Raw genomic sequence first — 23501 nt, forward strand, 5'->3', positions numbered from 1 at the left:
GAAAAACCATGGCTAAAGAGGCGCCCGATAGCTGAAGGCGCCTCTTTTTTTGCTCTACCAAATGTTGCACTGCAAACCCCCTTGTCCCGCCCGGGACAAATTGACACGCCAAATGGGTTTGAAGTCTCTACAATAAAAACGCACGATCGTTCTTTTTCACTTTCCAAGGAACAACAGCACCATGACCGCTGAATACAAAGTCCACGGCTCCGTTGCCGTGATCACCATGGCCAACCCTCCCGTCAACGGACTTGGGTTATCGACCCGCCAGGGCATCGTCGAAGGCCTTGGCCGTGCCAATGCCGATGCAGCGGTCACGTCCATCGTGATCACCGGTGCCGGTGGTGCGTTCTCTGGCGGCGCCGACATCAAGGAGTTCGGCACCGACAAGTCGCTGCAAGAACCCAACCTGCTGTCGGTGATTGCCGCCATTGAAAACTCGGCTAAGCCCGTCGTGGCTGCCATGCACAGCGTTGCCATGGGCGGCGGGCTGGAGCTGGCCCTGGGTTGCCACTACCGCATCGCAGCGCCTGGCTGCTCGATTGCACTGCCCGAAGTCAAGCTGGGCCTGATCCCTGGCGCAGGCGGTACCCAGCGCCTGCCCCGCGTGATTGGTGTGGAAGCCGCGCTCAACCTCATCGTGAGCGGCGAGCCCGTCAAGAGTGAAATGATTGGCGCCGTGCCCGGCCAGAAGCTGTTTGACAAGATGGCAGCGTCGGCCGAATCGCTGGCCCCAGAAGCCCTGGCGTTTGCCCATAGCGTGGCGGATGCCCGCCCGCTGCCCTTGGTGCGCAACTTCCCCTGCAAGCACCCCGAAGGCGACGCGTACTTCCAGTTCGCGCGCAACATGGTCAAGGGCATGGCCAAGAACTTCCCCGCACCCGCCAAGTGCGTGGACGCTGTTGAAGCCGCCACCAAGAAGAAGTTCGCAGAAGGCATGCTGGTCGAGCGCGAGATCTTCATCAACCTGATGTGGACGCCGGAGTCGCGCGCACTGCGCCACCTGTTCATGGCCGAGCGTGCGGCGAGCAAGATCCCTGATGTCGCATCCGACACCCCCAAGCGCGACATCAAGCTGGTGGGCGTGATTGGCGCGGGCACCATGGGCGGCGGCATTTCCATGAACTTCCTGAACGCAGGCATCCCCGTCAAGATCCTGGAAATGAAGCAGGAAGCCCTGGACCGTGGCGTGGCCACGATCAAGAAGAACTACGAAGCCCAGGTCAAGAAGGGCAAGCTCAAGCAGGACAAGTACGAGCAGCGCATGGCCCTGCTGAGCACCACGCTGAGCTACGACGATCTCAAGGACTGCGACCTCATCATCGAAGCCGTGTTCGAAGAGATGGGCGTCAAGGAAGCCGTGTTCAAGCAACTCGACGCTGTGGCCAAGCCCGGCGCCATCCTGGCCTCCAACACCTCCACGCTTGACGTGGACAAGATCGCAGCGTTTACCAAGCGTCCGCAGGACGTGGTGGGCATGCACTTCTTCAGCCCTGCCAACGTGATGAAGCTGCTGGAAGTGGTGCGTGGCAAGGAGACCGCCAAGGACGTGCTGGCCACGGTGATGGCCATCGGCAAGAAGATCAAGAAGACTTCAGTGGTCTCGGGCGTGTGCGATGGTTTCATCGGCAACCGCATGATCGAGCAGTACAGCCGCCAGGCTGGCTTCCTGCTGGACGAAGGCTGCACGCCCCAGCAAGTGGACAAGGCCATTGAAAAGTTTGGCTTTGCCATGGGCCCGTTCCGCATGGGCGACCTTGCGGGCAACGACATTGGCTGGGCCATCCGCAAGCGCCGCTCCGTCGAACGTGCCGACATGAAGTACAGCCGCACGGCCGACAAGCTGTGTGAACTGGGCCGCTTCGGCCAGAAGACCGGCGCAGGCTGGTACGACTACCAGGCCGGCAAGCGCGACGCGATCCCGAGCGACCTGGTCAACAAGATGATCGAAGACCACCGCAAGGAGCTGGGCATCACGCCGCGCAAGATTTCGGACGAAGAAATCGTGCAGCGCCTGGTGTTCGCCCTGGTCAACGAAGGCGCGCACATCCTGGAAGACGGCATCGCCAGCAAGTCCGGCGACATCGACATGGTGTACTTGACCGGCTACGGTTTCCCCATCCACCGTGGCGGCCCCATGCACTACGCCAGCGAAGTGGGTCTGTTCAACGTGGTGCAGGCCATGGACCGTTTTGCCAAGAACCCGCTGGATGACGCAGCGTTCTGGAAGCCCGCTCCGCTGCTGGCCAAGCTGGCCGCCGAAGGCAAGGCCTTCCAGTAAATAGCCGCGTGCACCCATCCACAGAATCAAAGGAATTCACATGACCTCCGCAGTGATTGTTTCCACCGCCCGCACGCCGCTCGCCAAGAGCTGGAAGGGTTCTTTCAACATGACGCATGGCGCCACCCTTGGCGGCCATGCCGTGCAGCACGCCGTGTTGCGCGCCGGCATTGATGGCGCTGACGTGGACGACGTCATCATGGGTTGCGCGACACCCGAAGGTGCCACAGGCAGCAACATCGCGCGCCAGATTGCCCTGAAGGCCGGCCTGCCCATCACCGCCTCCGGTGTCACGGTCAACCGCTTCTGCTCGTCGGGCCTGCAGACCATTGCCATGGCCGCCCAGCGCATCATCGCTGGCGAAGCCGATGTGTTCGTGGCCGGTGGTGTCGAAAGCATCTCCTGCGTGCAGCAGGAGATGAACCTGCACATGATCCAGGACCTGGCCTTGGCCAAGCAAAAGCCCGAGATCTACTGGAGCATGCTGCAGACCGCCGAGCAAGTGGCCAAGCGCTACAACATCGGCCGCGAAGCCATGGACGAATACGGTGCCGCCAGCCAGCAGAAGGCTTGCGCAGCGCAGGCCGCTGGCTTGTTCGACGCAGAAATCGCCCCCATCACGGTGACGGCCGGTGTGGCCGACAAAACGCTGGGCCTGATCACCAAGCAGGTCACCGTGAGCAAGGATGAAGGCACACGCGAAGGCACGACGGTAGAAGCCATCAGCGGCCTGCGCTCGGCGCTGCCTGGCGGTTTGATCTCTGCCGGCAACGCCAGCCAGTTCTCCGACGGCGCCGGCGCCTGTGTGGTGACCAGCGAAGAGTACGCCAGCAAGAAGGGCCTCAAGCCCCTGGGCCGCTTCCTCGGCTTTGCGGTGGCAGGTTGCGAGCCCGACGAAATGGGCATCGGCCCCGTGTTTGCCGTGCCCAAGGTGCTGAAAAAGCTGGGCCTCACGGTGCAGGACATCGACCTGTGGGAGCTGAACGAAGCCTTTGCCGTGCAGGTGCTGTACTGCCGCGACAAGCTGGGCATTCCGGCCGACCGCCTGAACGTGAACGGCGGCGCGATTGCCGTGGGCCACCCCTACGGTGTGTCGGGCCAGCGCCTCACGGGCCACGCGCTTATCGAAGGCAAGCGCCGTGGTGCGAAGAAGGTGTGCGTGACGATGTGCATTGGTGGCGGCATGGGCGCTGCGGGCATTTTCGAAGTGCTGTAAAACTTGGCTTGGGGCGGCGCAACAGGCGGCACCTTCACGTGTTTCCTGTGCGCTTGCCCCTTTGTGGGTGGCGCAAGCAGCGGTGGTGTGGCCCATGGGCGGACCACATGCGTTGGCTCTCCGCACAGCAAATTTCAGATGGATGCCTGAACTGCCGGTAGAAGGGGATGAGAGGACGACACCAGGGCCGAGCAGGGCCGGGGGGGGGGTGAAGAGGCGCTGGCTACAAATTGTTGCTTTGCCGGGGCGTGATGCGCCCGTCAGCGCGGTTGGCGCGGGCAGAATCCGCGCGACCACTGGCTTGCCTGTGGCACTGAACCTGTCTCCTTTCTCCATCCCGAACCCGGTACCTCCCATGCGTTGTCTGCTTCCTTCCTTTCGCCACTGTGTCGCCCTCTCGGCCCTTGCCGTTGCATGCGGTGCCCATGCCCAGAGCCAGACCTACAAGCTCCAGCTGCCGCTGGAGTCGGACTCTGACGTGGTTTTGCAGGACATCGTGGTGGACGCCAAACAGACGCGGGTGACGCTTGCCGTCAAGAACACCACCGATGAATCGTTCGAGGCCTGTGCGCAACCCACTGGCTCGCCCGATGCGTTCACGCTCAAGGACCTGGGCACCGGCACTGTGCTGCCGCAGCTGTCGATTGGAGGCCTGTCTTTCTGCAACGTGAAGATGGATGTGGTCAAGCCCGGCCGCAACAAGCTCGTCAAGATCACGTTCCCGCCACTGCCTGCAGGTGCCACACGCCTGCAGCTCGGAGAAGCCAATTGCCAGCCCAAGCCCGATTCGGACATGGACTACTGGTGTTTCAAGAACATCGTGCTGCCTGCACGCTGAGCCCTATCAGGCCATTGGAGATCGGGCATGCACGCAGCCACAAGGAGACCTTCTGATGACCCTGCGTTCCACGCTCGACTTTCTGCTGTATGACTGGCTCGATGCCCAGTCCCTCACGGTCCGCACGCGTTTTGCAGACCACTCGCGCGAAACCTTCGATGCGGTGCTCGACACCTGCGAGCGCATCGCTCGCGAGAAGTACGCGCCCTTCAACCGCACCGTAGACATCGAGGAGCCACACTTCGACGGTGAAAAGGTCATCCTGCCCCAGGCGACCTACGAGGCGCGCAAGGCCTACGCAGAATCCGGCCTGTTGTCGGCCGCGCAGGACTACGAGGTCGGCGGCATGCAGCTGCCCTATGCCGTCGAGGCGGCCGCCAACAGCTTCTTTGCGGTGGCGTCCATCAGCATCGGCTCGAACCTGCTGACTTCGGGCAACGCCAACCTGCTCATGGTGCATGGCACCGAGGCGCAAAAGCAGGTGTTTGCACTCAATGAATTCAACGGGCGTTGGTCGGGCACCATGTGTCTGTCCGAGCCGCAGGCGGGCTCCTCGCTGTCGGATGTGGCCACGCGCGCAGTGCCTGATGGCGATGGCTTCGAGGCCGACCCATTGGGCGCAAGGTATCGCCTCACGGGCAACAAGATGTGGATCAGCTCGGGCGACCATGAGCTGACCGAAAACATCGTGCACCTGGTGCTGGCCAAGATCCCGGGGCCGGACGGCAAGCTGGTGCCGGGCACCAAGGGCATCTCGTTGTTCATCGTGCCCAAGAAACTGGTGGACACCGAAGGCAAGCTCACCGGCGTGCGCAACGACGTGGCGCTGGCGGGCCTCAACCACAAGCTGGGCTGGCGCGGTACCACCAACACGCTGCTTAATTTCGGTGAAGGCAAGTTCCCGGTTGAGGGCAAGGCCGGGGCCGTGGGCTACCTGGTGGGCCAGCCCGGCAAGGGCCTGCACTGCATGTTCCACATGATGAACGAGGCGCGCATCGGTATCGGCATGGCCGCCACCATGCTGGGGCTGGCGGGCTATTACGCCAGCCTGGACTACGCCAAGAACCGGCCCCAAGGACGCCCGGTGCAGGGACCCAAGGATGGCGCCGCTGCCGTGGTCAAGGACGCCGCCCAGCCCCAGGTGCGCATCATCGAACACGCCGACGTCAAGCGCATGCTGCTGGCCCAGAAGTCGTATGGCGAAGGGGCGCTCGCGCTCAACCTGTTTTGCGCCAAGCTGGTGGACGAGCAGCACACGGGCGACGCGGCGACGGCCGACGAAGCCCGCCTGCTGCTGGAGGTGCTCACCCCCATTGCCAAGAGCTGGCCCAGCGAGTTCTGCCTGGAGGCCAACTCATTGGCCATCCAGATCCATGGCGGCTACGGTTATACGCGCGATTTCCCGGTGGAGCAGTACTGGCGCGACAACCGCCTGAACATGATCCACGAGGGCACGCACGGCATCCAGGCCATGGACCTGCTGGGCCGCAAGGTGCTGATGGAAGGCGGCCGCGGCCTGCAACTGCTGGCCGGGCGCATCAATGCCACCATCGAGCGTGCGATCCAGGTGCCCGCGCTGGCGGCACATGCCAACGCGCTGGGCAAGGCGCTGCAGGACGTGGGCGCCGCCACCAAGGCCGCCTGGGCCACGGGCCAGCCTGCCGATGCGCTGGCCAATGCCGTGCCCTACATGCAGGCCTTTGGCCACACGGTGCTCGCCTGGGTTTGGCTGGACGTGGCCCTGGCCACGCTGGCCCGGGATGCCGATCTGGCCCAGCCCGCGAGCGTGGGACGCATGGGCGGCATGCGCTTTTTCTTCCACTACGAGTTGCCCAAGATCGGTGCCTGGCTGCAGGTGGTGAGCACGCGCGATGCCACCTGCGCGGCCTTCCCTGAAGAGGCGTTTTGATGGCGGCGCAACTAACCCTGCAACGCCTGCACAAGCTCATCTGGGTGCTGATTTACGGCGGGTTGCTCACGCTGATACTGGGCATCGCCACCGCCCGCACCGATGAGGCTCTGGGCTGGAGCCTCATCGTGGGCGGCGGGGTGCTGGCCGTGGTGGGTGTGGTGCTGATCCCGGTGCGGGCCCGGTTGCACACCGACCCCGGCCCTTAGAGCCTGCTCAAAGTCTTTTTGGAGACCGCATTGGAGTGCAATCGGGATGAGTGGATGCTTCGGATGCGCCGCATGGGCTCATGCCCATGCAAGCAGCCGGGGCGTCCAATCGCCCGATTTCACTCCAACCCTTCGGGCAAGTGCCTTGCCGGGCGGTCTACGGCGTTGCGGCGCTTGCCGATAGCACGGGCTATCGGCGGCGCACCGCGCCTTGCATCCCATCCCGGCAAGGCACTTGTGCGGCTCCAGAAAAATTTTGAACAGGCTCTTAGCTGAACACCCGACACCCCCGCGACACAAAGCGCCCGCATTGCATCGCACAATCCTCGGGCGCGTGGGGCAAACACCCAACGACAGATCCATCCAAAACCGAAGGAGACTTTCAGCATGACCCGTACCATCCAACAACTGTTTGACCTCACCGGCAAGACCGCACTGGTCACCGGCGGCTCGCGCGGCCTGGGACTGCAACTGGCCCACGCGCTAGGCGAAGCGGGTGCCAAGATCATGCTCAGCTCGCGCAAGGCGTCTGACCTGGAAGAGGCTGCCGCCGACCTGCAGGCTGCGGGTATCGACGCACGGTGGATCGCCGCTGATTGCGCCAAGGAAGACGACATCCGGCGCCTGGCCGACGAGACCCTGGAGCGCCTGGGCCATGTGGACATCCTCGTCAACAACGCAGGCGCAGCCTGGGGGGCCCCTGCCGAAGACCATCCCGTGGACGCGTGGGACAAGGTGATGAACCTCAACGTGCGCGGTTACTTCATCTTGAGTCAGCACATCGCCAAGCACAGCATGATCGCGCGCCGCAGCGGCAGCATCATCAACGTAGCGTCCATCGCAGGCTTGGGCGGCAACCCCAAGGGCATGAACACCATTGCTTACAACACCTCCAAGGGCGCGGTGATCAACTTCACACGGGCACTGGCCGCTGAATGGGGCGCGTACAACATCCGCGTCAACGCCATCTGCCCGGGTTTCTTCCCGAGCAAAATGACGGTGGGTACGCTCAAGGCCATGGGCGAGGAAGCGCTGGCCGCCCACGCCCCGCTGGGCCGTCTCGGCGATGATGAAGATCTGAAGGGCCTGTGCGCGTTGTACGCGTCGGATGCGGGCAAGCACATCACCGGCCAATGGCTGGCGGTGGACGGGGGCGTGAGTATTGTCACGGGAGGGTGAATTCGGTACATCCCCCTGAGGCGCTGTGCGCCTCGGTGCGGCCGCCAGAGGCGGCAGCTCTTCGGGCACGTCCAAGCCTGAGCAGGCAGGCTTGGAGCCGCGGCCCTCAGCCCCTTCTCTCGGCTTCGCCGGGAAGGAGGACGCAGCCCTCGCCGCGGGGCGGCCCTTGCTCGGCTGCCCTGGTCTGGGCCGCGCCAGTTTTTGAGTTCGTGTACTGAGGAAATCCCTTGAAAAGTTTCGGTGTCGAAATTCCCTTTGTCCACCACCTGGGCTTTACGCTGCAGCGTATGGAAGGCGGCGAGTCTGAGCTGCATTACGAAGCCCAGCCCGAGCACTTGAACTCGTTTGCCGTGACCCACGGCGGTGCGTCGATGACGCTGCTGGACGTGACCATGGCCACGGCGGCGCGCAGCGAGACGCCTGACATGGGCGTGGTCACCATTGAAATGAAGACCAGCTTCATGCAGCCCGCACGCGGGCCGCTGGTGGCCAAGGGGCGGCTCATTCACCGCACGGCCACCATGGCTTTTACCGAAGGCACGGTGTATGACGCACAGGGCAAGGTGTGTTGCCATGCCACCGGCACGTTCAAGTACGTGCGGCGCCTGCCAGTCGATGGGCGCAATGTGAATGACCTCAAGGTCATTTCCACCGATTGAGTCAGATTTTTAAGCCAAATTGGCCCCTAGCGCTTTATCCATAAGCGCTGGCAGCTATTGAATTCATAGTTATAGACATTCTGAAGGAGCCTCTCATGCCACGCAACCAACAAATCGTTCTCGACAACCGCCCCCAAGGCGAAGCCGTGGCCAGCAACTTCAAGCTGGTGGCAGCGGACACCCCCGCGCTCAAGGACGGCGAGGTGCTGGTGCGCCACCACTTTCTGAGCCTGGACCCCTATATGCGCGGCCGCATGAACGAGAGCAAGAGCTACGCCGCATCGCAGGCGCTGGGTGAAGTCATGATCGGTGGCACCGTGGGTGAAGTGGCCGAGAGCAAGCATCCCAAGTACGCGGTGGGCGACAAGGTGGTGGGCATGGGCGGCTGGCAGGAATACAGCGTGGTCAATGCCGACCAGCCCGGCGCGCTGCGCAAGGTCGATACGACCCATGTGCCGCTGTCGCACTACCTGGGCGCCGTGGGCATGCCGGGTGTCACGGCCTGGTACGGCCTGGTCAAGATCATTGCGCCCAAGGAAGGCGACACCGTGGTGGTCAGCGCCGCTACTGGCGCCGTGGGCAGCGCCTTTGCCGCTTTGGCCAAGGCCCGGGGCTGCCGTGCGGTGGGCATTGCCGGTGGCGCCGACAAGTGCAAGTACGCTGTGGAAGAACTGGGCTTTGACGCCTGCATCGACTACAAGGAACACAGCGACGTGAAGGCCATGTCCAAAGCCCTGAAGGAAGCGTGCCCCAACGGCATCGATGGCTACTTCGAAAACGTGGGCGGCTGGATCATGGACGCCGTCATGCTGCGCATGAACGCCTTCAGCCGCATTGCCCTGTGCGGGATGATCGCTGGCTACGACGGCGCGCCGCTGCCCATGGCCAACCCCGCGCTCATGCTCATCAACCGCATGAAAGTCGAAGGTTTCATTGTGAGCGAGCACATGGAAGTCTGGCCTGATGCGCTCAAGGAACTGGGCACGCTGGTCGGCACCGGCAAGCTGCGCCCACGCGAGACCATTGCGCAGGGCATCGCCGCCGCGCCCGAGGCCTTCCTGGGCTTGCTCAAGGGCAAGAACTTCGGCAAACAGCTGGTGAAGCTGATCTGATGATGCTGAGGTGGACCTGGGCCCGCTTCGATGACCTGGGCGTGCACGCCCTGCACGATGCGCTGGCGCTGCGCTGCAAGGTGTTCATCCTGGAGCAGGGCCCTTACCAGGACCCGGACGGGGCGGACAAGCAGTCCTACCACCTGCTGGGCTACGACGAGGCGGGTGCGCTGCAAGCCTGTCTGCGCGTGGTGGACCCGGGCGTGAACTACCCCGAGCCCTCCATCGGCCGCGTGGTCACCGCCAAGGAAGCGCGGGGCAACGGCACGGGCAGGGCGCTGATGGCCGAGGGCATCGCTCGCTGCAGCCAGGCATGGCCGGGGCGGGGCATCCGCATCAGCGCGCAGGCCCATCTGCAGGGCTTCTACGGCAGCCTGGGTTTTGAGGCCGTGTCCGATGAGTATCTGGAAGACGATATCCCCCACATCGAAATGCTGAGACGGGGTGACAGCCCCGTCGCCTGAGGAGCCGCCATGACCGCTGCCAGCCCTGCCGCCACCCATGAGGTGTTCAACCAGAGCACGCCCTGGGCCGATGTGAACCTCTTCACCGCCAACCAGCCCCTGCAGGACGCGCTGCGCCTGCATGCCCCCAGCCTGCCGCTGGCGGGCCTCGCGGCGCTGGGCGCGGAGATGGGATCGGCCGAAATGCAGACCCATGCTCGGCTCGCCAACACCTACAAACCCCAACTGCGCACCCACGACCGCTTCGGCCACCGCACGGATGTGGTGGAGTTCCACCCCAGCTACCACGCGCTCATCGGCGCTGCGCTGCGCCACGGCCTGCACGGCACGCCGTGGTCGCGCCAGGACACGGGCCACGCGCATACCGAGCGGGCCGCAGGCTTCATGCTGTTCACCGAAGCCGAGCCCTCGGTGCTGTGCCCCGTGTCGATGAGCTACGCCGTGACCCCGGCATTGCGAGGCAATTCAGCGGTATGGGCGGACTGGAGCAAGGGTTTGGCGAGCACGCAGTACGACCCGCGCCTCGCGCTGTTCTCGCAGAAATCCGCGCTCACCATGGGCATGGGCATGACCGAGAAGCAGGGCGGATCGGACGTGCGTGCCAACACCACACAGGCTGTCCACGACGGCGACGATGCCTGGGGCGCGCGCTATCGCATCACGGGGCACAAGTGGTTCTTCTCCGCCCCCATGTGCGATGCGTTCCTGATCCTGGCGCAGGCGCCCGGCGGGCTCACCTGCTTCTTCCTGCCGCGCGTGCTGCCCGATGGTGGCGAAGGTGCGGTCAACACCATTCGCATCCAGCGCCTGAAAGACAAGCTGGGCAACCACGCCAATGCCAGCTCCGAGGTCGAGTTCATCGGCGCGATGGCCTGGCGCGTGGGCGAAGAGGGCCGGGGTGTGGCGCAGATCCTGGAGATGGGCACCATGACGCGGCTGGACTGCGCGCTGGGCACCAGCGGCCTCATGCGCCAGGCGCTCAGCATCGCTCTTCACCACACGCGCCAGCGCTCGGCCTTTGGCAAGAAGCTCATCGACCAGCCGCTCATGCGCAATGTGCTGGCCGATCTTGCTCTTGAAAGTGAAGCGGCTACCGCTCTCTCCATAAGGCTTGCGAACGCCTTTGACCACAAAGACAAGAGCGAGCACGAGGCCATCATGGCCCGCCTGCTCACACCCGTGGCCAAGTTCTGGGTGTGCAAGCGCGGCAGCGTGTTTGCGCAGGAGGCCATGGAATGCCTGGGCGGCAACGGCTATGTGGAAGAGGGCGGCGAAGGCGTGATGGCCCGCATCTACCGCGAGATGCCGCTCAACTCCATCTGGGAAGGCGCGGGCAACATCATGGCGCTGGATTTGATGCGCGCCGTGCGCCGCGCCGACACCGCTGCCGCGCTGGACGCCGAACTGGCACCCGCACGCGGCGCCCATCCGGCGCTGGACCGTCTGGCCGGCGCGTTGCCCCTGCGCGTGGACGCCATGACCACCGAGGCCGAGGCCCGGCGCCTCGCGCAGGATGTGGCGCTGGCCGTGCAGGCGGCCCTGCTGCTGCGCAGTGCGCCCGGTGCCGTGTTCCGCGCGTTTTGCGACTCTCGCCTCTCCGGCGACTGGGGCTACAGCTTTGGCACGCTGGGCGCGGGTGTAAACCTTGACGCCATCCTGGCCCGCGCGCTCCCGGCCTGATTCACCCTACAGAATTTTGCGGAGAACCCCATGTCCCACCTCATCCTGCACCACTACCCCTCGTCGCCGTTCTCCGAAAAGATCCGCGCGGTGCTCGGCTTCAAGCAGCTGGCCTGGAAGTCCGTGATCATCCCCAGCGTCATGCCCAAGCCCGATGTGGTGGCGCTCACGGGGGGTTACCGCAAGACGCCGTTCTTGCAGATCGGTGCCGACATCTATTGCGATTCGGCCCTCATCTGCGATGTGCTGGAGCATGAACAGCCCGAGCCGGTGCTGTACCCGCCGCACCTCAAGGGCGTGGCGCGTGTGTTTGCACAGTGGGCGGATAGCACGCTGTTCTGGGCCGCCATGGCCTACAACCTGCAGCCCAAAGGCGCTGCGGTGCTGTTTGCCAACTTGCCGCCTGCCGCCGCGCAAGTGTTTGGCGAAGACCGCCGTGAGATGAGCGCGGGCATGCAGCGCCTGCGACCGGCCGACGCGACGGCTGCCTACCGCTCGTACCTGCGCCGCATCGCCCACATGGCCGAGGAGCACGACTTTTTGTTTGGTGCTGAGCCCTGCCTGGCCGACTTTGCGGCCTACCACCCGCTGTGGTTCACGCGCCAGTGTGTGCCGGTGATGGCCGACATCTTTGCCGCCACCCCCGCCGTGCTGGAGTGGATGGACCGCATCGCAGCGCTGGGCCATGGTCGTATGGAAAAGTTCAGCGCTCAGGACGCCATTACGGTGGCTGCGGGCATGGACCCTTTGCCCCTGATGGACGACGTGTTCCAGGACGAACACGGCATCCCGCTGGGCAGCCAGGTCACGATTTCCGCCGAGAGCTTTGGCACGGAGCCCACCGAGGGCGAGCTGATTGCTGCCACCCGCACCCGCTACACGCTGCGCCGTACCGACCCGCGCGCGGGCACGGTGCATGTGCACTTCCCGCGCATTGGGTATGTTCTAAGACCATCCCCCTGAGCGGCTGCGCCGCTTCCCCCTTCTCTCGGCTTCGCCGGGAAGGGGGACGACGCCCTCGCACGCAAGCGAGGCGCCGCATACGCGGCTCGGCGGCCCTTGCTCGGCGTCCCCGGCGTGGGCCCCGCCAGTTTCAACCCAACGCTCTAAATTGTTACGGACTCAAGGAGACAAAAACCATGATCGACAACTTTTCCGGCAAAACCGCCGTCCTCACTGGCGCAGGCTCGGGCTTTGGCCTGGAATGCGCGCGCATCGGTGCCCGCCTCGGCATGAACCTGGTGCTGGTGGATGTGCAGCAGGACGCGCTGGACGCCGCCGCTGCCGAGATGCAGGCCGCAGGCAGCCAGGTGCTGGCCCGCAAGGTGGATGTATCGAACGCTGCGCAGATGGAGCAGCTGGCCGCCGATGTGCAGCAGCGCTTTGGCGCGCCGAACCTGGTGTTCAACAACGCGGGTGTGGGCGCGGGCGGGCTGGTGTGGGAGAACTCCGTCAAGGACTGGGAATGGGTGCTGGGCGTGAACCTGTGGGGCGTGGTGCACGGTGTGCGCCTGTTCACGCCCATGATGCTGGCAGCGGCCAAGGCCGACCCGGTCTGGCGCGGCCACATCATCAACACCGCCAGCATGGCGGGCCTGCTGGCGGCGCCCAACATGGGCATCTATAACGTGAGCAAGCACGCAGTGGTCAGCCTGTCTGAAACGCTGTACCAGGATTTGTCGCTGGTCACTGACCAGATCGGCGCCAGCGTGCTGTGCCCCTTCTTTGTGCCCACCGGCATCAACCAAAGCCACCGCAACCGCCCCGGCGACCTGCCTGCCGAAAAGCCCACCAAGAGCCAGCTCATCGGCCAGGCCATGAGCGACAAGGCCGTGGGCAGCGGCAAGGTGACCGCCGCCGAGGTAGCGCAAAAAGTGTTCGACGCAGCGGCTCAAGGCCAGTTCTACATCTACAGCCACCCCAAGGCCCTGGCTTCGGTGCAGACGCGCATGGAAGACGTGATGATGGGCCGCAACCCCACCGACCCGTTTGCCGCCAAGCCCGAGCTGGGCGCGCAACTGCGCGCGGCGCTGCGGGCCGATTGATGGCGCACGCGCATGCTTTGGTGCCGAAAATATGAGAAAAATTAGCCTCTAGCGCTTATCCAGTAAGCGCTGGTAGCTATAAAAAGAGTAGTGAGCACCAAACCTGCAAGGAGGGGCCCGCACTGTGCCTGATGCCACCCCTGGCCACGGCCATGCGCTGTTCGACACCGCCATCGGCACCTGCGGCATTGCCTGGGGCCCGGGCGGCATCGTGGCCGTGCAGTTGCCCGAGGCGGATGCCGAGGCGACCCGGGCGCGTTTGCTGCGCAGCCATTCACACTGCGCGCAGTCTGGGGAGCCCCCCGCACCCGTGCGCAGCGCCATCGAAGGCATCCAGGCGCTGCTGGCGGGGCAACCCCGCGACCTGTGCGAGGTGCCGCTCGACATGTCCGGCATTTCGCCGTTTCACCAGCAGGTGTATGCCATTGCCCGGGCCATACCGCCGGGCCGCACGCGCACCTATGGCGAGGTGGCCGAACAGATCGGCAGCAAGGGCCTGTCGCGCGCCGTGGGGCAGGCGCTGGGCCTGAACCCGTTTGCGCCCGTGGTGCCGTGCCACCGGGTGCTGGCTGCGGGTGACCGGCCGGGCGGCTTTTCGGCCGGAGGCGGCGCGCTGACCAAGCTGCGCATGCTGCAGATTGAAGGCGCGTGCCCGGGTGGAACACCATCGCTCTTTGATTGGTAACTGATCGTTTCAGTTCTTGGTGGGTTGCCTTTGGGCTGATAAAGGCCTCTCTGGTGGTCTGTTCGACAGCGTACAGACTCGCGGCCCCAGCCCCTTGTACAAGAGGATCAGAGCGCTGCCGCAACGCAGTGGCGCCATTCACTTGTGTACCAGGAGCCGCCTATGTCCCATCCATCCACCCTTGCCTCTGCGTGGGACACGTCTTGCGTCGGGCAGCCGGCAGACGTATCGCTGCTGGAGCTTTCCCACCTGGGTGAACACTTGGCGCACTGCGGCGCCTTGCGCGGGCCGGTGGACCAGTTGCTCGCTGGTGCTGCATGGCTGCAGACCCTGGTGGCCGAACATGTGGTGACCGTTGCACTCTTGATCACGTTGCTGGTGGGGGCCGTATCGCTGGTGCGATAGGGGGCGCACGCATGGGCTTACGCACACCATGGCCCTGGGTTCCTTCCGCGCTGGACCGCATGCTCGATGCCCGGGCAGGCCTGGTGCTGGACCCCTTGCGGGCCGAAGTGTTTGGCGTGGCCCGCTTCGAAGAGCATGGCCGGCACCTGGGCGCGTCCCACGACGCAGGCAAGGCACCGTTTGGCCGCACCACCTTTTACCCACGCCTGCAGAGCAACATCCGCGCGCTGCGGGCCGCATACCGCTACCTGTTCGATGCACCACATGACGAGCATGCCATCAGCCCCGCCGCTGAATGGCTGTTTGACAACTTCCACCTGATCGAAAGCCAGCTCAAGGAGATCCGGGCCGGGCTGCCACCGCGTTACTACCGCTCGCTGCCGGTGCTCAAAGACGCCCCGCTGGTGGGCCTGCCGCGTGTGTACGGTGTGGCGTGGTCGTTTGTGGCCCACACCGACAGCGCGTTTGACGAATCGCTGCTGGTGCATTACCTCAATGCCTACCAGGAGGCTCGCGAGCTGAGCCAGGGCGAGCTGTGGGCGTTGCCCACCACGCTGCGTGTGGTGCTCATCGAAAACCTGCGCCGCTTGGCCGAGCGCCTGGCCAGCCACAAGGCCGCGCAGGAGCTGGCCAGCCTGTGCGCCGCCCGCAGCAAGGACCTGAACGTGTTGACGCTGGATGCCGCCTGCGCAGCCATGGAGCAGCGTGGCGTGGCACCGGTGTTCCTGGCCCACCTGGCGCAGTCGATGATGGGGCGCGGCGTGGTGGGCGGGCATGCCGCTGCAGGCACGCCAACGCCCGTACAGCAGTGGTTGCTGACCGCTGTGCCTGACCTGGTTACGTTGCAGGCCCAGCAGCAGATCAACCAGGCCGCCGACCAGCTGAGCATGGGCAATGCCGTCACGGCGCTGCGGCGGGTGGGCGCGGCCGACTGGTCCGACATCATCAGCCAGACCAGCCTGGTGCTGCGCGCCATGCTGCAGTCGCCCGTGTTTGCAGCCGAAGACGAGGCCACGCGCAACACCACCTTGCACGGCATTGAAAACCTGTCGGCCCGCAGCGGGCAGGGCGAGGCCGCCGTGGCGCAGGCGCTGCTGGTGCTGATGTCGGGTGCCGACGGCGAGCCTCCAGATCATCCGGGAGCTGCGCAGGCCTTGGCAGGCTATTGGCTGCAAGGCGCCGGGCGCGGCCAGCTGGAGCATGCCCTGGGCGTGCGCCGACATGCCACCGATGTGTTGTCCCTGTGGCGTTCTGCGGTGGGTCTGTCGCGTGTGCCGTTGTACCTGGGCGCATTGCTGCTGGGCTCGCTCGGTCTGCTGGCCTGGCTGATGGCGCCCCTGTGGGGTGTGCAGGCGGGGCCCGATACCAGCGCAGCCCATCTTGCGGGCTTGGCGCTGGTCGCCGTCTTGTTGCTGCTGCCCGTGTCCGAGATCGTGGTGGCCGTGGTCAACCGGCTCATTGGCGAATCCGTCCGGCCGACCTACATGCCCCGCTACCTGCTGCCAGCGGGCATTCCGGTATCGGCACGTGTGCTGGTGGCGATCCCGGCCCTGCTCAGCAGCACCGGCACCATCGAGCGGCTGGTGCACCGCCTGCACCTGCATTACCTGGCCAACCCCGAGCCTTTTGCGCAATTTGCGCTGCTGACCGACGGTGTGGATGCCGATGTGCAAGACCTGCCCGAAGACGGCGTGCTGCTGGCCCATGCCGAGGGCTTGATGTTGGCCCTGAATGCCCAGCACCCGTCTATCACGGGCGGTGCCCCGCGGTTTTTGCTGCTGCACCGCACCCGCACCTACAGCCCCACGCAGCAGCAGTGGATCGGCTGGGAGCGCAAGCGCGGCAAGCTCGAACAGCTGGTGGCGGCCCTCGCCACTGGCGGGCAAGGCGCCTTCCTGGACCTGGGCGAACTCTCGCACCTGGCACCGCAGACCCGCTATGTGCTCACGCTGGACAGCGATACGCAGCTGCCCCCGGGCCGCCTGCGCAGCCTGGTGGGGGTGGCCGAGCACCCCGAGAACCAGCCCCGGCTGGATGCCACAGGCCAGCGCGTGGTACAGGGCTACGGCATCCTGCAGCCCCGGGTGCTGGCGCCACTGCCCACCGCTGCCACCACCTCGTTGTGGCAATGGCTGTTTGCGGGCCAGCAGGGGCTGGACCCGTACAGCGCCATGACGTCCGACGTGTATCAGGATTTTTTTGCCGAAGGCAGCTTCACCGGCAAGGGCCTGCTGCATGTGGCCACGGTGCACGCCGTGCTGGGCGGGCGCTTGCCGGCCGACCAGGTGCTGAGCCACGACCTGCTCGAAGGTGCGCTGGCACGCTGCGCCGTGGTCAGCGATGTGACGCTGGTGGAGGCGGAGCCCGAACACAGTGACACCGCAGCCGCCCGCCTGCACCGCTGGACGCGGGGCGACTGGCAGCTGTGGCCCTTTCTGGCCCAGGCCCAGCGCTGGGGCCTTTCGCCCATCAACCGCTGGAAGCTGCTGGACAACCTGCGCCGCTCGCTCGTGGCGCCCGCATCGCTGGTGCTGGTGGTGCTGGCCCTGGCGGGCCCGGGCCTGCCCTTGGCCAGCACGCTGGCGCTGGTGGTTGCGGCCTATGCGGCTGCGCCCTTGATGGGGGCACTGGCGGGCTGGGTGCCCAGCCGTTTTGGGCTGGTCGGCATGCGTTTTGTGCACGAAGCATCGGGCGACCTGTTGAGGGCCCTGGCCAGTGGTGTGTGGCACTTGGCCCTGCTGCCACAGCAAGCGCTGCTGCTGGGCGATGCCGTGGTGCGCACCGTGCACCGGCAGGCCGTGAGCCGTTGGCACCTGCTGGAGTGGACCACGGCCGAGGCTGCGCAGAACACCTTGATCACAGGCCTGGCGGCAACGCTGCGCAGACACAAGGCTGCACCTTTGCTGGCGCTGGGCTGTGGCGTGGCGCTGTGGGCCGGTGGAACCCAGGCACCCTGGGCCTTGGTGGGGCCGCTGCTGGCGCTGTGGGCGCTGTCGCCGCTGCTGGTGTGGCTGGCCAACCGCGTTCCGTCTGGCCTGGGCAACCCAACACTGTCGGCACAAGACCAGGACCTGCTGCACGGCGTGGCGCGCGACACCTGGCGTTTGTTCGAGCGCTGTGTGGATGCCCCCAACCACCATCTGCCGCCCGACAACCTCCAGACCGCCCCGTATGAAATGGTGGCGCACCGTACCTCGCCCACCAACATCGGGCTGTACCTGCTGAGCGCCAGCTGTGCGCGCCAGTTCGGCTGGATCGGCACGCTGGAGCTGCTCGACCGGCTCGAAGCCACCCTCGTGACCCTGCAGGCCATGGAGCGGCACCGGGGCCACTTCCTGAACTGGTACGACACCGAAACCCTGCAGCCCCTGCACCCGCGTTATGTGTCCACGGTGGACAGCGGCAATCTCTGCGCGCACCTGGTTGCCGTGGCGCAGGCCTGCAGCGCGCTGGCGGCGCAGCCACTGTCACCGCTGGCGGGTGCGCAGGCCATCCGCACCTCGCTGGCTCGACTGCAGCCCCGGCTGGGCGTCCACCACCCGGGCTTGCGTGGGATGCAGCCCTCGTCCGCCTTGAGCCGTCTGCTGGGAATGCGTCTGCCGGACCCGGCGCACCAGCCGGAGGCCACGGCGTTTCGCGCGCTGCTGGCGCAGGCGCAGGACGAGCTGCGCAGCATGGCCCAGCCACGCCACCCGGCCATCGTGCACAGCCCGCCCACGGCGCAGGACGAACTGCTGTGGCTGCTGGCCGACCACCTGGCCACACTGCAGTCGGTGGACCGCGACCAGCAGGCCGCACACAACGGCGGCGCACCCGAGGCCACGCGGCGCCTCATGGGGCTGGCAGAGGCGTTGGATGCCCTGGCCTGGCAGGCCGACTTCCGGTTTCTATACCACCCCCGTCGGCACCTGTTGCACATTGGCTACCGGGTGGACGAGCAGCAGCTGGACACCTCGTTCTACGACCTACTCGCGTCCGAGTCGCGCACCACCAGCCTCCTGGCCGTCGCCAAGGGCGACTTGCCCGTCAAGCACTGGGCGGCCCTGGGGCGGCCGTTCTTTGCCAGCGGCCACCATGCGGTGCTGCGCTCGTGGTCGGGCTCAATGTTCGAGTACCTGATGCCTACGCTGGTCATGGACGAGCCGTATCACAGCGCCCTGGGCGAGGCAGGGCGGTCCGCCCTGCGTGAGCATGTGGCGCTGGTGCAGGCCTTGGGCAAAGACATGCCCTGGGGCATTTCCGAATGCGCCTATGCCGGGCGCGACCACACGCTGGCCTACCAGTACGCGCCGCAGGGCGTGCCCCGCTTGGCCTTGCGCCGCACGCCCGTGGGCGAGCTGGTGATTGCCCCCTATGCCACGGCGCTGGCCACCCAGGTGGATGCCCGCGCAGCCTGCACCAACTTCCGCACGCTGGCCGCACTGTCGGCGCGGGGGCGCTACGGCTTTTACGAGGCGCTGGACTTCACGCCCGAACGCCAGACCCATGGCGAGCGGCTCACGCTGGTCAGCACCTACATGGCCCACCACCAGGGCATGACCATCGTGGCGCTGGCCAACGTGCTGCTGGGTGGTGTTGCGCAGCGCTGGGGTACGGCGCATGCCCGCATCGAAGCCGTGCTGCCGCTGCTGCAGGAGCGCGCACCGCGCGAGCTGCCCACCTTGCAGGCCACACCGCCGCGCCTGCCGCTGCATGCGCGCCAACAAAAAACGCCCGACCATGTGCGCCCCGTCACCCCGGGCGCCCAGGTCTTGGAGCCCACGCACCTGCTGGGCAACGGGCGCTACAGCGTTACCCTGCGCGCCAACGGGGCAGGGTGGAGTCGCTGGCACCAGACGGGCATCACCCGCTGGCGCGACGATGCGCTGCGGGATGCACATGGCAGCTTTCTGTATGTGCGGCAGATGGGCTCCAGCGTGCCCGCGTCCGTCACCAGCCACCCCGCGCCCGATGCGCGTGCGGTGTATGGCAGCATCTTCCACACCGACCGCGTGTGTTTTGACGCACTGTGGCCGGGGCTGCGCGTGCACACCACCGTGTGGGTGAGCCCGGAAGACGACATTGAACTGCGCAAGGTGGTGGTGAGCAACCTGGGTGATGAGGTGATCGAGCTGGAGCTGATTTCGGCCCTGGACATCACCCTGGCCACCCACGCGGCCGACGAGGCGCACCCCGCGTTCTCCAACCTTTTCGTCGCCGCCGACTGGCTGCCCGCACAGCAGGCGCTGAGGTTCATCCGAACGCCCCGCCTGCAGACCGAGACCACCCTGCAAGCCGCCCACTTTGTCGCAGATACCCAAGGGCACGTGCTGGGCCTGCGTTGCCAGACAGACCGGCAGCTCTGGCTGGGGCGCAACCATACGCCCGGCCAGCCGTTGGCTTTGCTCAGCCGCGTGCCTGAAGTGCCTGCATCGCTGGACACGGGCCTGGACCCTGTGGCGGCGCTGGGCGTGATGCTGCGCATTGCGCCCGGTGCGCAGGCCTGCGTCACTTTTGCCACGGCGGCATCGCAAGACCCGGCCACGCTGCTGGCCATCATCGACAAGTACCGCCAGCCCACCTATCTGGAGCGCGCTTCGGCCATGTCGGCCACGCTGGCCAGCATCCAGTGGGCGTCGCACCGCCCGCACCGCGACTACCTGCCCGCGCTGCAGGCACTGACCACGGCGCTGGTGTACACGCTGCCCAAGGTCCACACCACCTACCTGGGCGTGCTGACCGAGGCCCAGGCCGCCCACCCCGTGTGTGACCGGCGCACGTTGTGGCAACTGGGCCTCTCAGGCGACCGGCCCATTGTGCTGGTGATGGCCGGATCGCCCCAGGGCATGGGCTTGCTGCGCACGCTGGCCCAGGCGCTGCGCGAATGGGCGCATGGCGGTGTGGCCTGCGACCTGGTGGTGCTCAGCAGTGAATCGCACTCGTACCACATGCCCCTGCAGCGCGAGCTGACGCTGCTGCGCGAGCACCACGATGCCGACCTGGCCACACACACCGGCCCGGCGGTGACCAGCCTGCGGGTGCTACGGCTGGATGAGCTGTCGGCTGCGCAGCTGGGCACCTTGGTGAGCCTGGCCCGCATCACCCTGCAGGCCGATGGCCATGCGCTCATGCACCAGGTAAAGGCCTGGGTGGCGGCCCATGGCGTCTCGATGGCCGGCCCCTGGCGCGGCGGCGCCACGGACGAAGTGCCCACGCACCAGGGCAGCACCCAGGTGCCCGCGCCGGTGGGCGGTTTTGCACCGGTGACAGGCACCTTTGGGTTTGATGTGTCGGCCGCGCTGCGGCCCGCCAAACCCTGGGTCAATGTGCTGGCCAATGCCCAGCTGGGGGCCATGGTGTCGGAAACTGGCGCGGGCAACACCTGGGCGCTCAACAGCCGCCTGAACCAGCTCACCGCGTGGTCGAACGACCCGGTGGCCGACCCGCCCGCCGAATGGCTGCTGCTGCAGGACCGCCGCACGCGTGAGGTGTGGGGCCTGACGCCCTCGGCCTGGGGTGCGGCCGATGTGGCGTACCGCGTGGAGCACGCCCAGGGCACCACCACCATCCGCCACCGCAGAGGCGCGCTGGAGGTGGAGGTGCGCTGGTGTGTGGACCCCGTCACCGCCATCAAGCAGGTGTTTGTGCAGGTGCGCAACCTGGGCAACCGGCGCGAGCACTTGCGCCTGGTGGGCATGGTGGAGTGGATGATGGGCGAAAAACGAGGCGACCGTGCCACGCTGGCCACCGCCCCGTGTTTTGCACCACTACCCGATGCCCGCTTGCTGGGCCTGCTGTGCACGCAGACCGAGGCGGCCGCAGGCTTGGGCGGGGGCACGGCCTTTTTCTGCGAAGCCTCGGCTGGGCCGGGCACGGACGACCGTGCCAACGACAGCCTGGACTGGACTTGCGACCGCCGCGAGTTCTTCGATGCGCAGGGCAATCTGGTGGTACCCCTGCAACTGGGGCAGCGCAGCGGGTTTGGGCTGGACCCCTGTGCAGCCCTGTCGCGTTTGGTGACCTTGCGGGCCGGGGCGGTTTTCGAGCGCGTGTACCTGATGGGCTACGCACCCACCGAGGCTGCAGCACGCTCGCTGGCGCAAGAGGCCATGGCCTTGGCGGCCCGGACACGCGAGCAGGCCACGCTGGACCGGTGGAGCGAACTGCTGGGTGCCACGCAGGTGACCACGCCCGACCCGCTGTTCGACGTGTTGGTCAACCGCTGGCTGCTGTACCAGACGGTGTCTTCACGCCTGTTTGCCAAAGCGGGCTTTTACCAGGCGGGTGGTGCCACGGGCTACCGCGACCAATTGCAGGATGCCATGGCGCTGGCCTGGGCGCAGCCGGGCACCTTGCGCGCCCAGATTGTGCTGTGCGCGTCGCGCCAGTTTGAAGCGGGCGATGTGCAGCATTGGTGGCACACGCCGGGCGGAGCCGGGGTGCGCACGCATTTCTCGGACGACCTGCTGTGGCTGCCCTTTGCCTGCGCGCATTACCTGGAACGCACTGCAGACCACAGCTTGCTGGAGGAGCAGGTGGCGTTCCTGGAAGGTTCTGCGATCCCCGAAGGGGCGGAAGACATCTACGAAGCGCCCAGCGCCAGCACCACCACGGCCAGCGTGTACGAGCATGCCGCCCGCACCATAGACCGCAGCCTGCGCACCGGCACGCACGGCCTGCCGCTGATGGGCGGCGGCGACTGGAACGACGGCATGAACCGCGTGGGTGATGGTGGGCGCGGCGAATCGGTGTGGCTGGCGTGGTTCCTGTGCGCCATCGTCAGCGACTGGATTCCGATCGCCAGCGATCAGGGCGATCTGGATCGGGTGCAGCGCTGGGACGCTGCCCTGACCGGCTGGCGCGCCGCACTGGAAAACCAGGCGTGGGACGGTGATTGGTACCAGCGCGCCTTTTTTGACGATGGCACGGCCCTGGGCAGCCACACGCGGGACGAGGGCCGCATTGACCTGATCGCGCAGGCCTGGGCGGTGCTCTCGGGCGCAGCAAAGCCTGTGCGGCAGCGCCATGCGATGGACGCGGTCGAGGCGCATCTGGTCAACCCCGCAGCAGGCTTGATCCAGCTGCTGGCGCCCCCGCTGCACCATGCCGAGCCCAGTGCGGGCTACATCCAGGCCTACCCGCCCGGCGTGCGCGAGAACGGCGGGCAATATGCCCATGGCGGCGTGTGGGCGCTGATGGCCGCTGCAGAACTGGCCCTGCAGGAGCCTGAGCACCCCGGTGCGTTCGATGTGCCTTACCGCTACTTCACCTACCTGAGCCCGCCGCACCGGGCCCAGCACCCGGTGTGGGGGCCGGTGTACGCCGTGGAGCCCTATGTGATGGCGGCTGACATCTACAGCCAGCCACCCTATGTGGGGCGCGGCGGCTGGAGCTGGTACACCGGCGCGGCGGGCTGGCTGCACCGGGCGGCGGTGGAGTCCATCGTGGGGTTGCAGATGGGCGCGCAGGAGCTGTTCTTCACCCCTTGCCTGCCATCGCACTGGCCGGGCGCAGAGTTGACGCTCGTGCGCGGTGGGCGCACGCTGCGGTTCATCCTGGTGCGGATGGCCCCAGGGGCGGAGCCTGCCGCGTTGCCGGACGGTGCCCCATCTGGCGCACGCTGGCTCCAGGTGGGAGAGCGGCTGCGCTGGGTCGATCTCCCTTCAGACCTCTGCTGTGTGATCCCTGTCCGGGGGCAGCCAGACACTGTTGCGGGCGCCGTGTAGCGCGAATGGGCAGAAGTCATTTGGTAAATGTGTGTATGTGCGATACCGTACAGACCCGAAGGGCGTGGCCCCACAAACTGGTCACTTGCCCAGCGTGGCAGGCACAACCGCGAT

Annotated in this window: 15 protein-coding genes; all 15 read left to right on the forward strand. The window is 66.2% G+C overall.

Going from position 1 to position 23501, the window contains the following annotated elements; all coding sequences use genetic code 11:
* The first annotated feature begins 181 nt into the window (after window positions 1–181).
* The 15 genes from LPA35_RS19460 to LPA35_RS19530 all read left to right on the forward strand — a co-directional run bounded on the left by LPA35_RS19460 (window position 182) and on the right by LPA35_RS19530 (window position 23387).
* Window positions 182–2281 carry a 3-hydroxyacyl-CoA dehydrogenase NAD-binding domain-containing protein gene (locus LPA35_RS19460; protein WP_228898334.1) on the forward strand — a complete coding sequence of 700 codons (2100 nt, stop codon included), beginning with the start codon at window positions 182–184 and terminating at the stop codon, window positions 2279–2281.
* A 40-nt stretch (window positions 2282–2321) separates the two neighbouring features.
* Complete coding sequence (locus LPA35_RS19465; protein ID WP_055394022.1) at window positions 2322–3497, forward strand: acetyl-CoA C-acyltransferase; 1176 nt, start codon at window positions 2322–2324, stop codon at window positions 3495–3497.
* 355 nt (window positions 3498–3852) lie between these two features.
* Entirely contained in the window at window positions 3853–4335 is a 483-nt protein-coding gene (locus LPA35_RS19470; RefSeq protein ID WP_121420371.1) for a hypothetical protein, read from the forward strand.
* A 55-nt stretch (window positions 4336–4390) separates the two neighbouring features.
* The gene (locus tag LPA35_RS19475) at window positions 4391–6244 is read left to right on the forward strand and encodes an acyl-CoA dehydrogenase (RefSeq protein ID WP_228898335.1); all 1854 of its coding nucleotides are present in this window, start codon (window positions 4391–4393) and stop codon (window positions 6242–6244) included.
* Window positions 6244–6453: a hypothetical protein gene (locus tag LPA35_RS19480; protein ID WP_228898336.1), complete on the forward strand. Its 210-nt coding sequence runs from the start codon at window positions 6244–6246 to the stop codon at window positions 6451–6453. Before LPA35_RS19475 ends, LPA35_RS19480 begins: the two co-directional genes overlap by 1 nt.
* 387 nt (window positions 6454–6840) lie before the next feature.
* On the forward strand, window positions 6841–7632 hold the full coding sequence (locus tag LPA35_RS19485; protein ID WP_055394014.1) for an SDR family oxidoreductase: 792 nt from the start codon (window positions 6841–6843) through the stop codon (window positions 7630–7632).
* Between the two features lie 227 nt (window positions 7633–7859).
* Window positions 7860–8291 carry a PaaI family thioesterase gene (locus tag LPA35_RS19490; protein ID WP_121420368.1) on the forward strand — a complete coding sequence of 144 codons (432 nt, stop codon included), beginning with the start codon at window positions 7860–7862 and terminating at the stop codon, window positions 8289–8291.
* A 95-nt stretch (window positions 8292–8386) separates the two neighbouring features.
* On the forward strand, window positions 8387–9403 hold the full coding sequence (locus LPA35_RS19495; RefSeq protein ID WP_228898339.1) for an NADP-dependent oxidoreductase: 1017 nt from the start codon (window positions 8387–8389) through the stop codon (window positions 9401–9403).
* Window positions 9403–9867 carry a GNAT family N-acetyltransferase gene (locus LPA35_RS19500; RefSeq protein ID WP_228898341.1) on the forward strand — a complete coding sequence of 155 codons (465 nt, stop codon included), beginning with the start codon at window positions 9403–9405 and terminating at the stop codon, window positions 9865–9867. Before LPA35_RS19495 ends, LPA35_RS19500 begins: the two co-directional genes overlap by 1 nt.
* A gap of 9 nt (window positions 9868–9876) precedes the next feature.
* Window positions 9877–11547 carry an isovaleryl-CoA dehydrogenase gene (locus tag LPA35_RS19505; RefSeq protein ID WP_228898343.1) on the forward strand — a complete coding sequence of 557 codons (1671 nt, stop codon included), beginning with the start codon at window positions 9877–9879 and terminating at the stop codon, window positions 11545–11547.
* A gap of 30 nt (window positions 11548–11577) precedes the next feature.
* Window positions 11578–12510 (forward strand): glutathione S-transferase family protein, encoded by a 933-nt coding sequence (locus tag LPA35_RS19510; protein ID WP_228898345.1) that lies wholly within the window; start codon window positions 11578–11580, stop codon window positions 12508–12510.
* Window positions 12511–12686: 176 nt separating this feature from the next.
* Window positions 12687–13592, forward strand: coding sequence for an SDR family oxidoreductase (locus LPA35_RS19515; protein WP_228898347.1), 906 nt, complete (start codon window positions 12687–12689; stop codon window positions 13590–13592).
* Window positions 13593–13716: 124 nt separating this feature from the next.
* Entirely contained in the window at window positions 13717–14277 is a 561-nt protein-coding gene (locus LPA35_RS19520; protein WP_121506158.1) for a methylated-DNA--[protein]-cysteine S-methyltransferase, read from the forward strand.
* Between the two features lie 162 nt (window positions 14278–14439).
* On the forward strand, window positions 14440–14682 hold the full coding sequence (locus tag LPA35_RS19525; protein WP_228898349.1) for a hypothetical protein: 243 nt from the start codon (window positions 14440–14442) through the stop codon (window positions 14680–14682).
* Between the two features lie 59 nt (window positions 14683–14741).
* Window positions 14742–23387 (forward strand): GH36-type glycosyl hydrolase domain-containing protein, encoded by an 8646-nt coding sequence (locus LPA35_RS19530; protein ID WP_228898446.1) that lies wholly within the window; start codon window positions 14742–14744, stop codon window positions 23385–23387.
* Window positions 23388–23501: the final 114 nt, after the last annotated feature.

The organism is Acidovorax sp. Leaf73 (genome assembly GCF_916855635.1).
In the GTDB taxonomy this organism is placed as follows: domain Bacteria; phylum Pseudomonadota; class Gammaproteobacteria; order Burkholderiales; family Burkholderiaceae_C; genus Acidovorax; species Acidovorax facilis.

Excerpts from the sequence above, each read along its gene's own strand:
- LPA35_RS19460 (WP_228898334.1), top strand. The coding sequence starts at position 182 with ATGACCGCTGAATACAAAGTCCACGGCTCCGTTGCCGTGATCACCATG.
- LPA35_RS19465 (WP_055394022.1), top strand. The coding sequence starts at position 2,322 with ATGACCTCCGCAGTGATTGTTTCCACCGCCCGCACGCCGCTCGCCAAG.
- LPA35_RS19470 (WP_121420371.1), top strand. The coding sequence starts at position 3,853 with ATGCGTTGTCTGCTTCCTTCCTTTCGCCACTGTGTCGCCCTCTCGGCC.
- LPA35_RS19475 (WP_228898335.1), top strand. The coding sequence starts at position 4,391 with ATGACCCTGCGTTCCACGCTCGACTTTCTGCTGTATGACTGGCTCGAT.
- LPA35_RS19480 (WP_228898336.1), top strand. The coding sequence starts at position 6,244 with ATGGCGGCGCAACTAACCCTGCAACGCCTGCACAAGCTCATCTGGGTG.
- LPA35_RS19485 (WP_055394014.1), top strand. The coding sequence starts at position 6,841 with ATGACCCGTACCATCCAACAACTGTTTGACCTCACCGGCAAGACCGCA.
- LPA35_RS19495 (WP_228898339.1), top strand. The coding sequence starts at position 8,387 with ATGCCACGCAACCAACAAATCGTTCTCGACAACCGCCCCCAAGGCGAA.
- LPA35_RS19500 (WP_228898341.1), top strand. The coding sequence starts at position 9,403 with ATGATGCTGAGGTGGACCTGGGCCCGCTTCGATGACCTGGGCGTGCAC.
- LPA35_RS19505 (WP_228898343.1), top strand. The coding sequence starts at position 9,877 with ATGACCGCTGCCAGCCCTGCCGCCACCCATGAGGTGTTCAACCAGAGC.
- LPA35_RS19510 (WP_228898345.1), top strand. The coding sequence starts at position 11,578 with ATGTCCCACCTCATCCTGCACCACTACCCCTCGTCGCCGTTCTCCGAA.
- LPA35_RS19515 (WP_228898347.1), top strand. The coding sequence starts at position 12,687 with ATGATCGACAACTTTTCCGGCAAAACCGCCGTCCTCACTGGCGCAGGC.
- LPA35_RS19525 (WP_228898349.1), top strand. The coding sequence starts at position 14,440 with ATGTCCCATCCATCCACCCTTGCCTCTGCGTGGGACACGTCTTGCGTC.
- LPA35_RS19530 (WP_228898446.1), top strand. The coding sequence starts at position 14,742 with ATGCTCGATGCCCGGGCAGGCCTGGTGCTGGACCCCTTGCGGGCCGAA.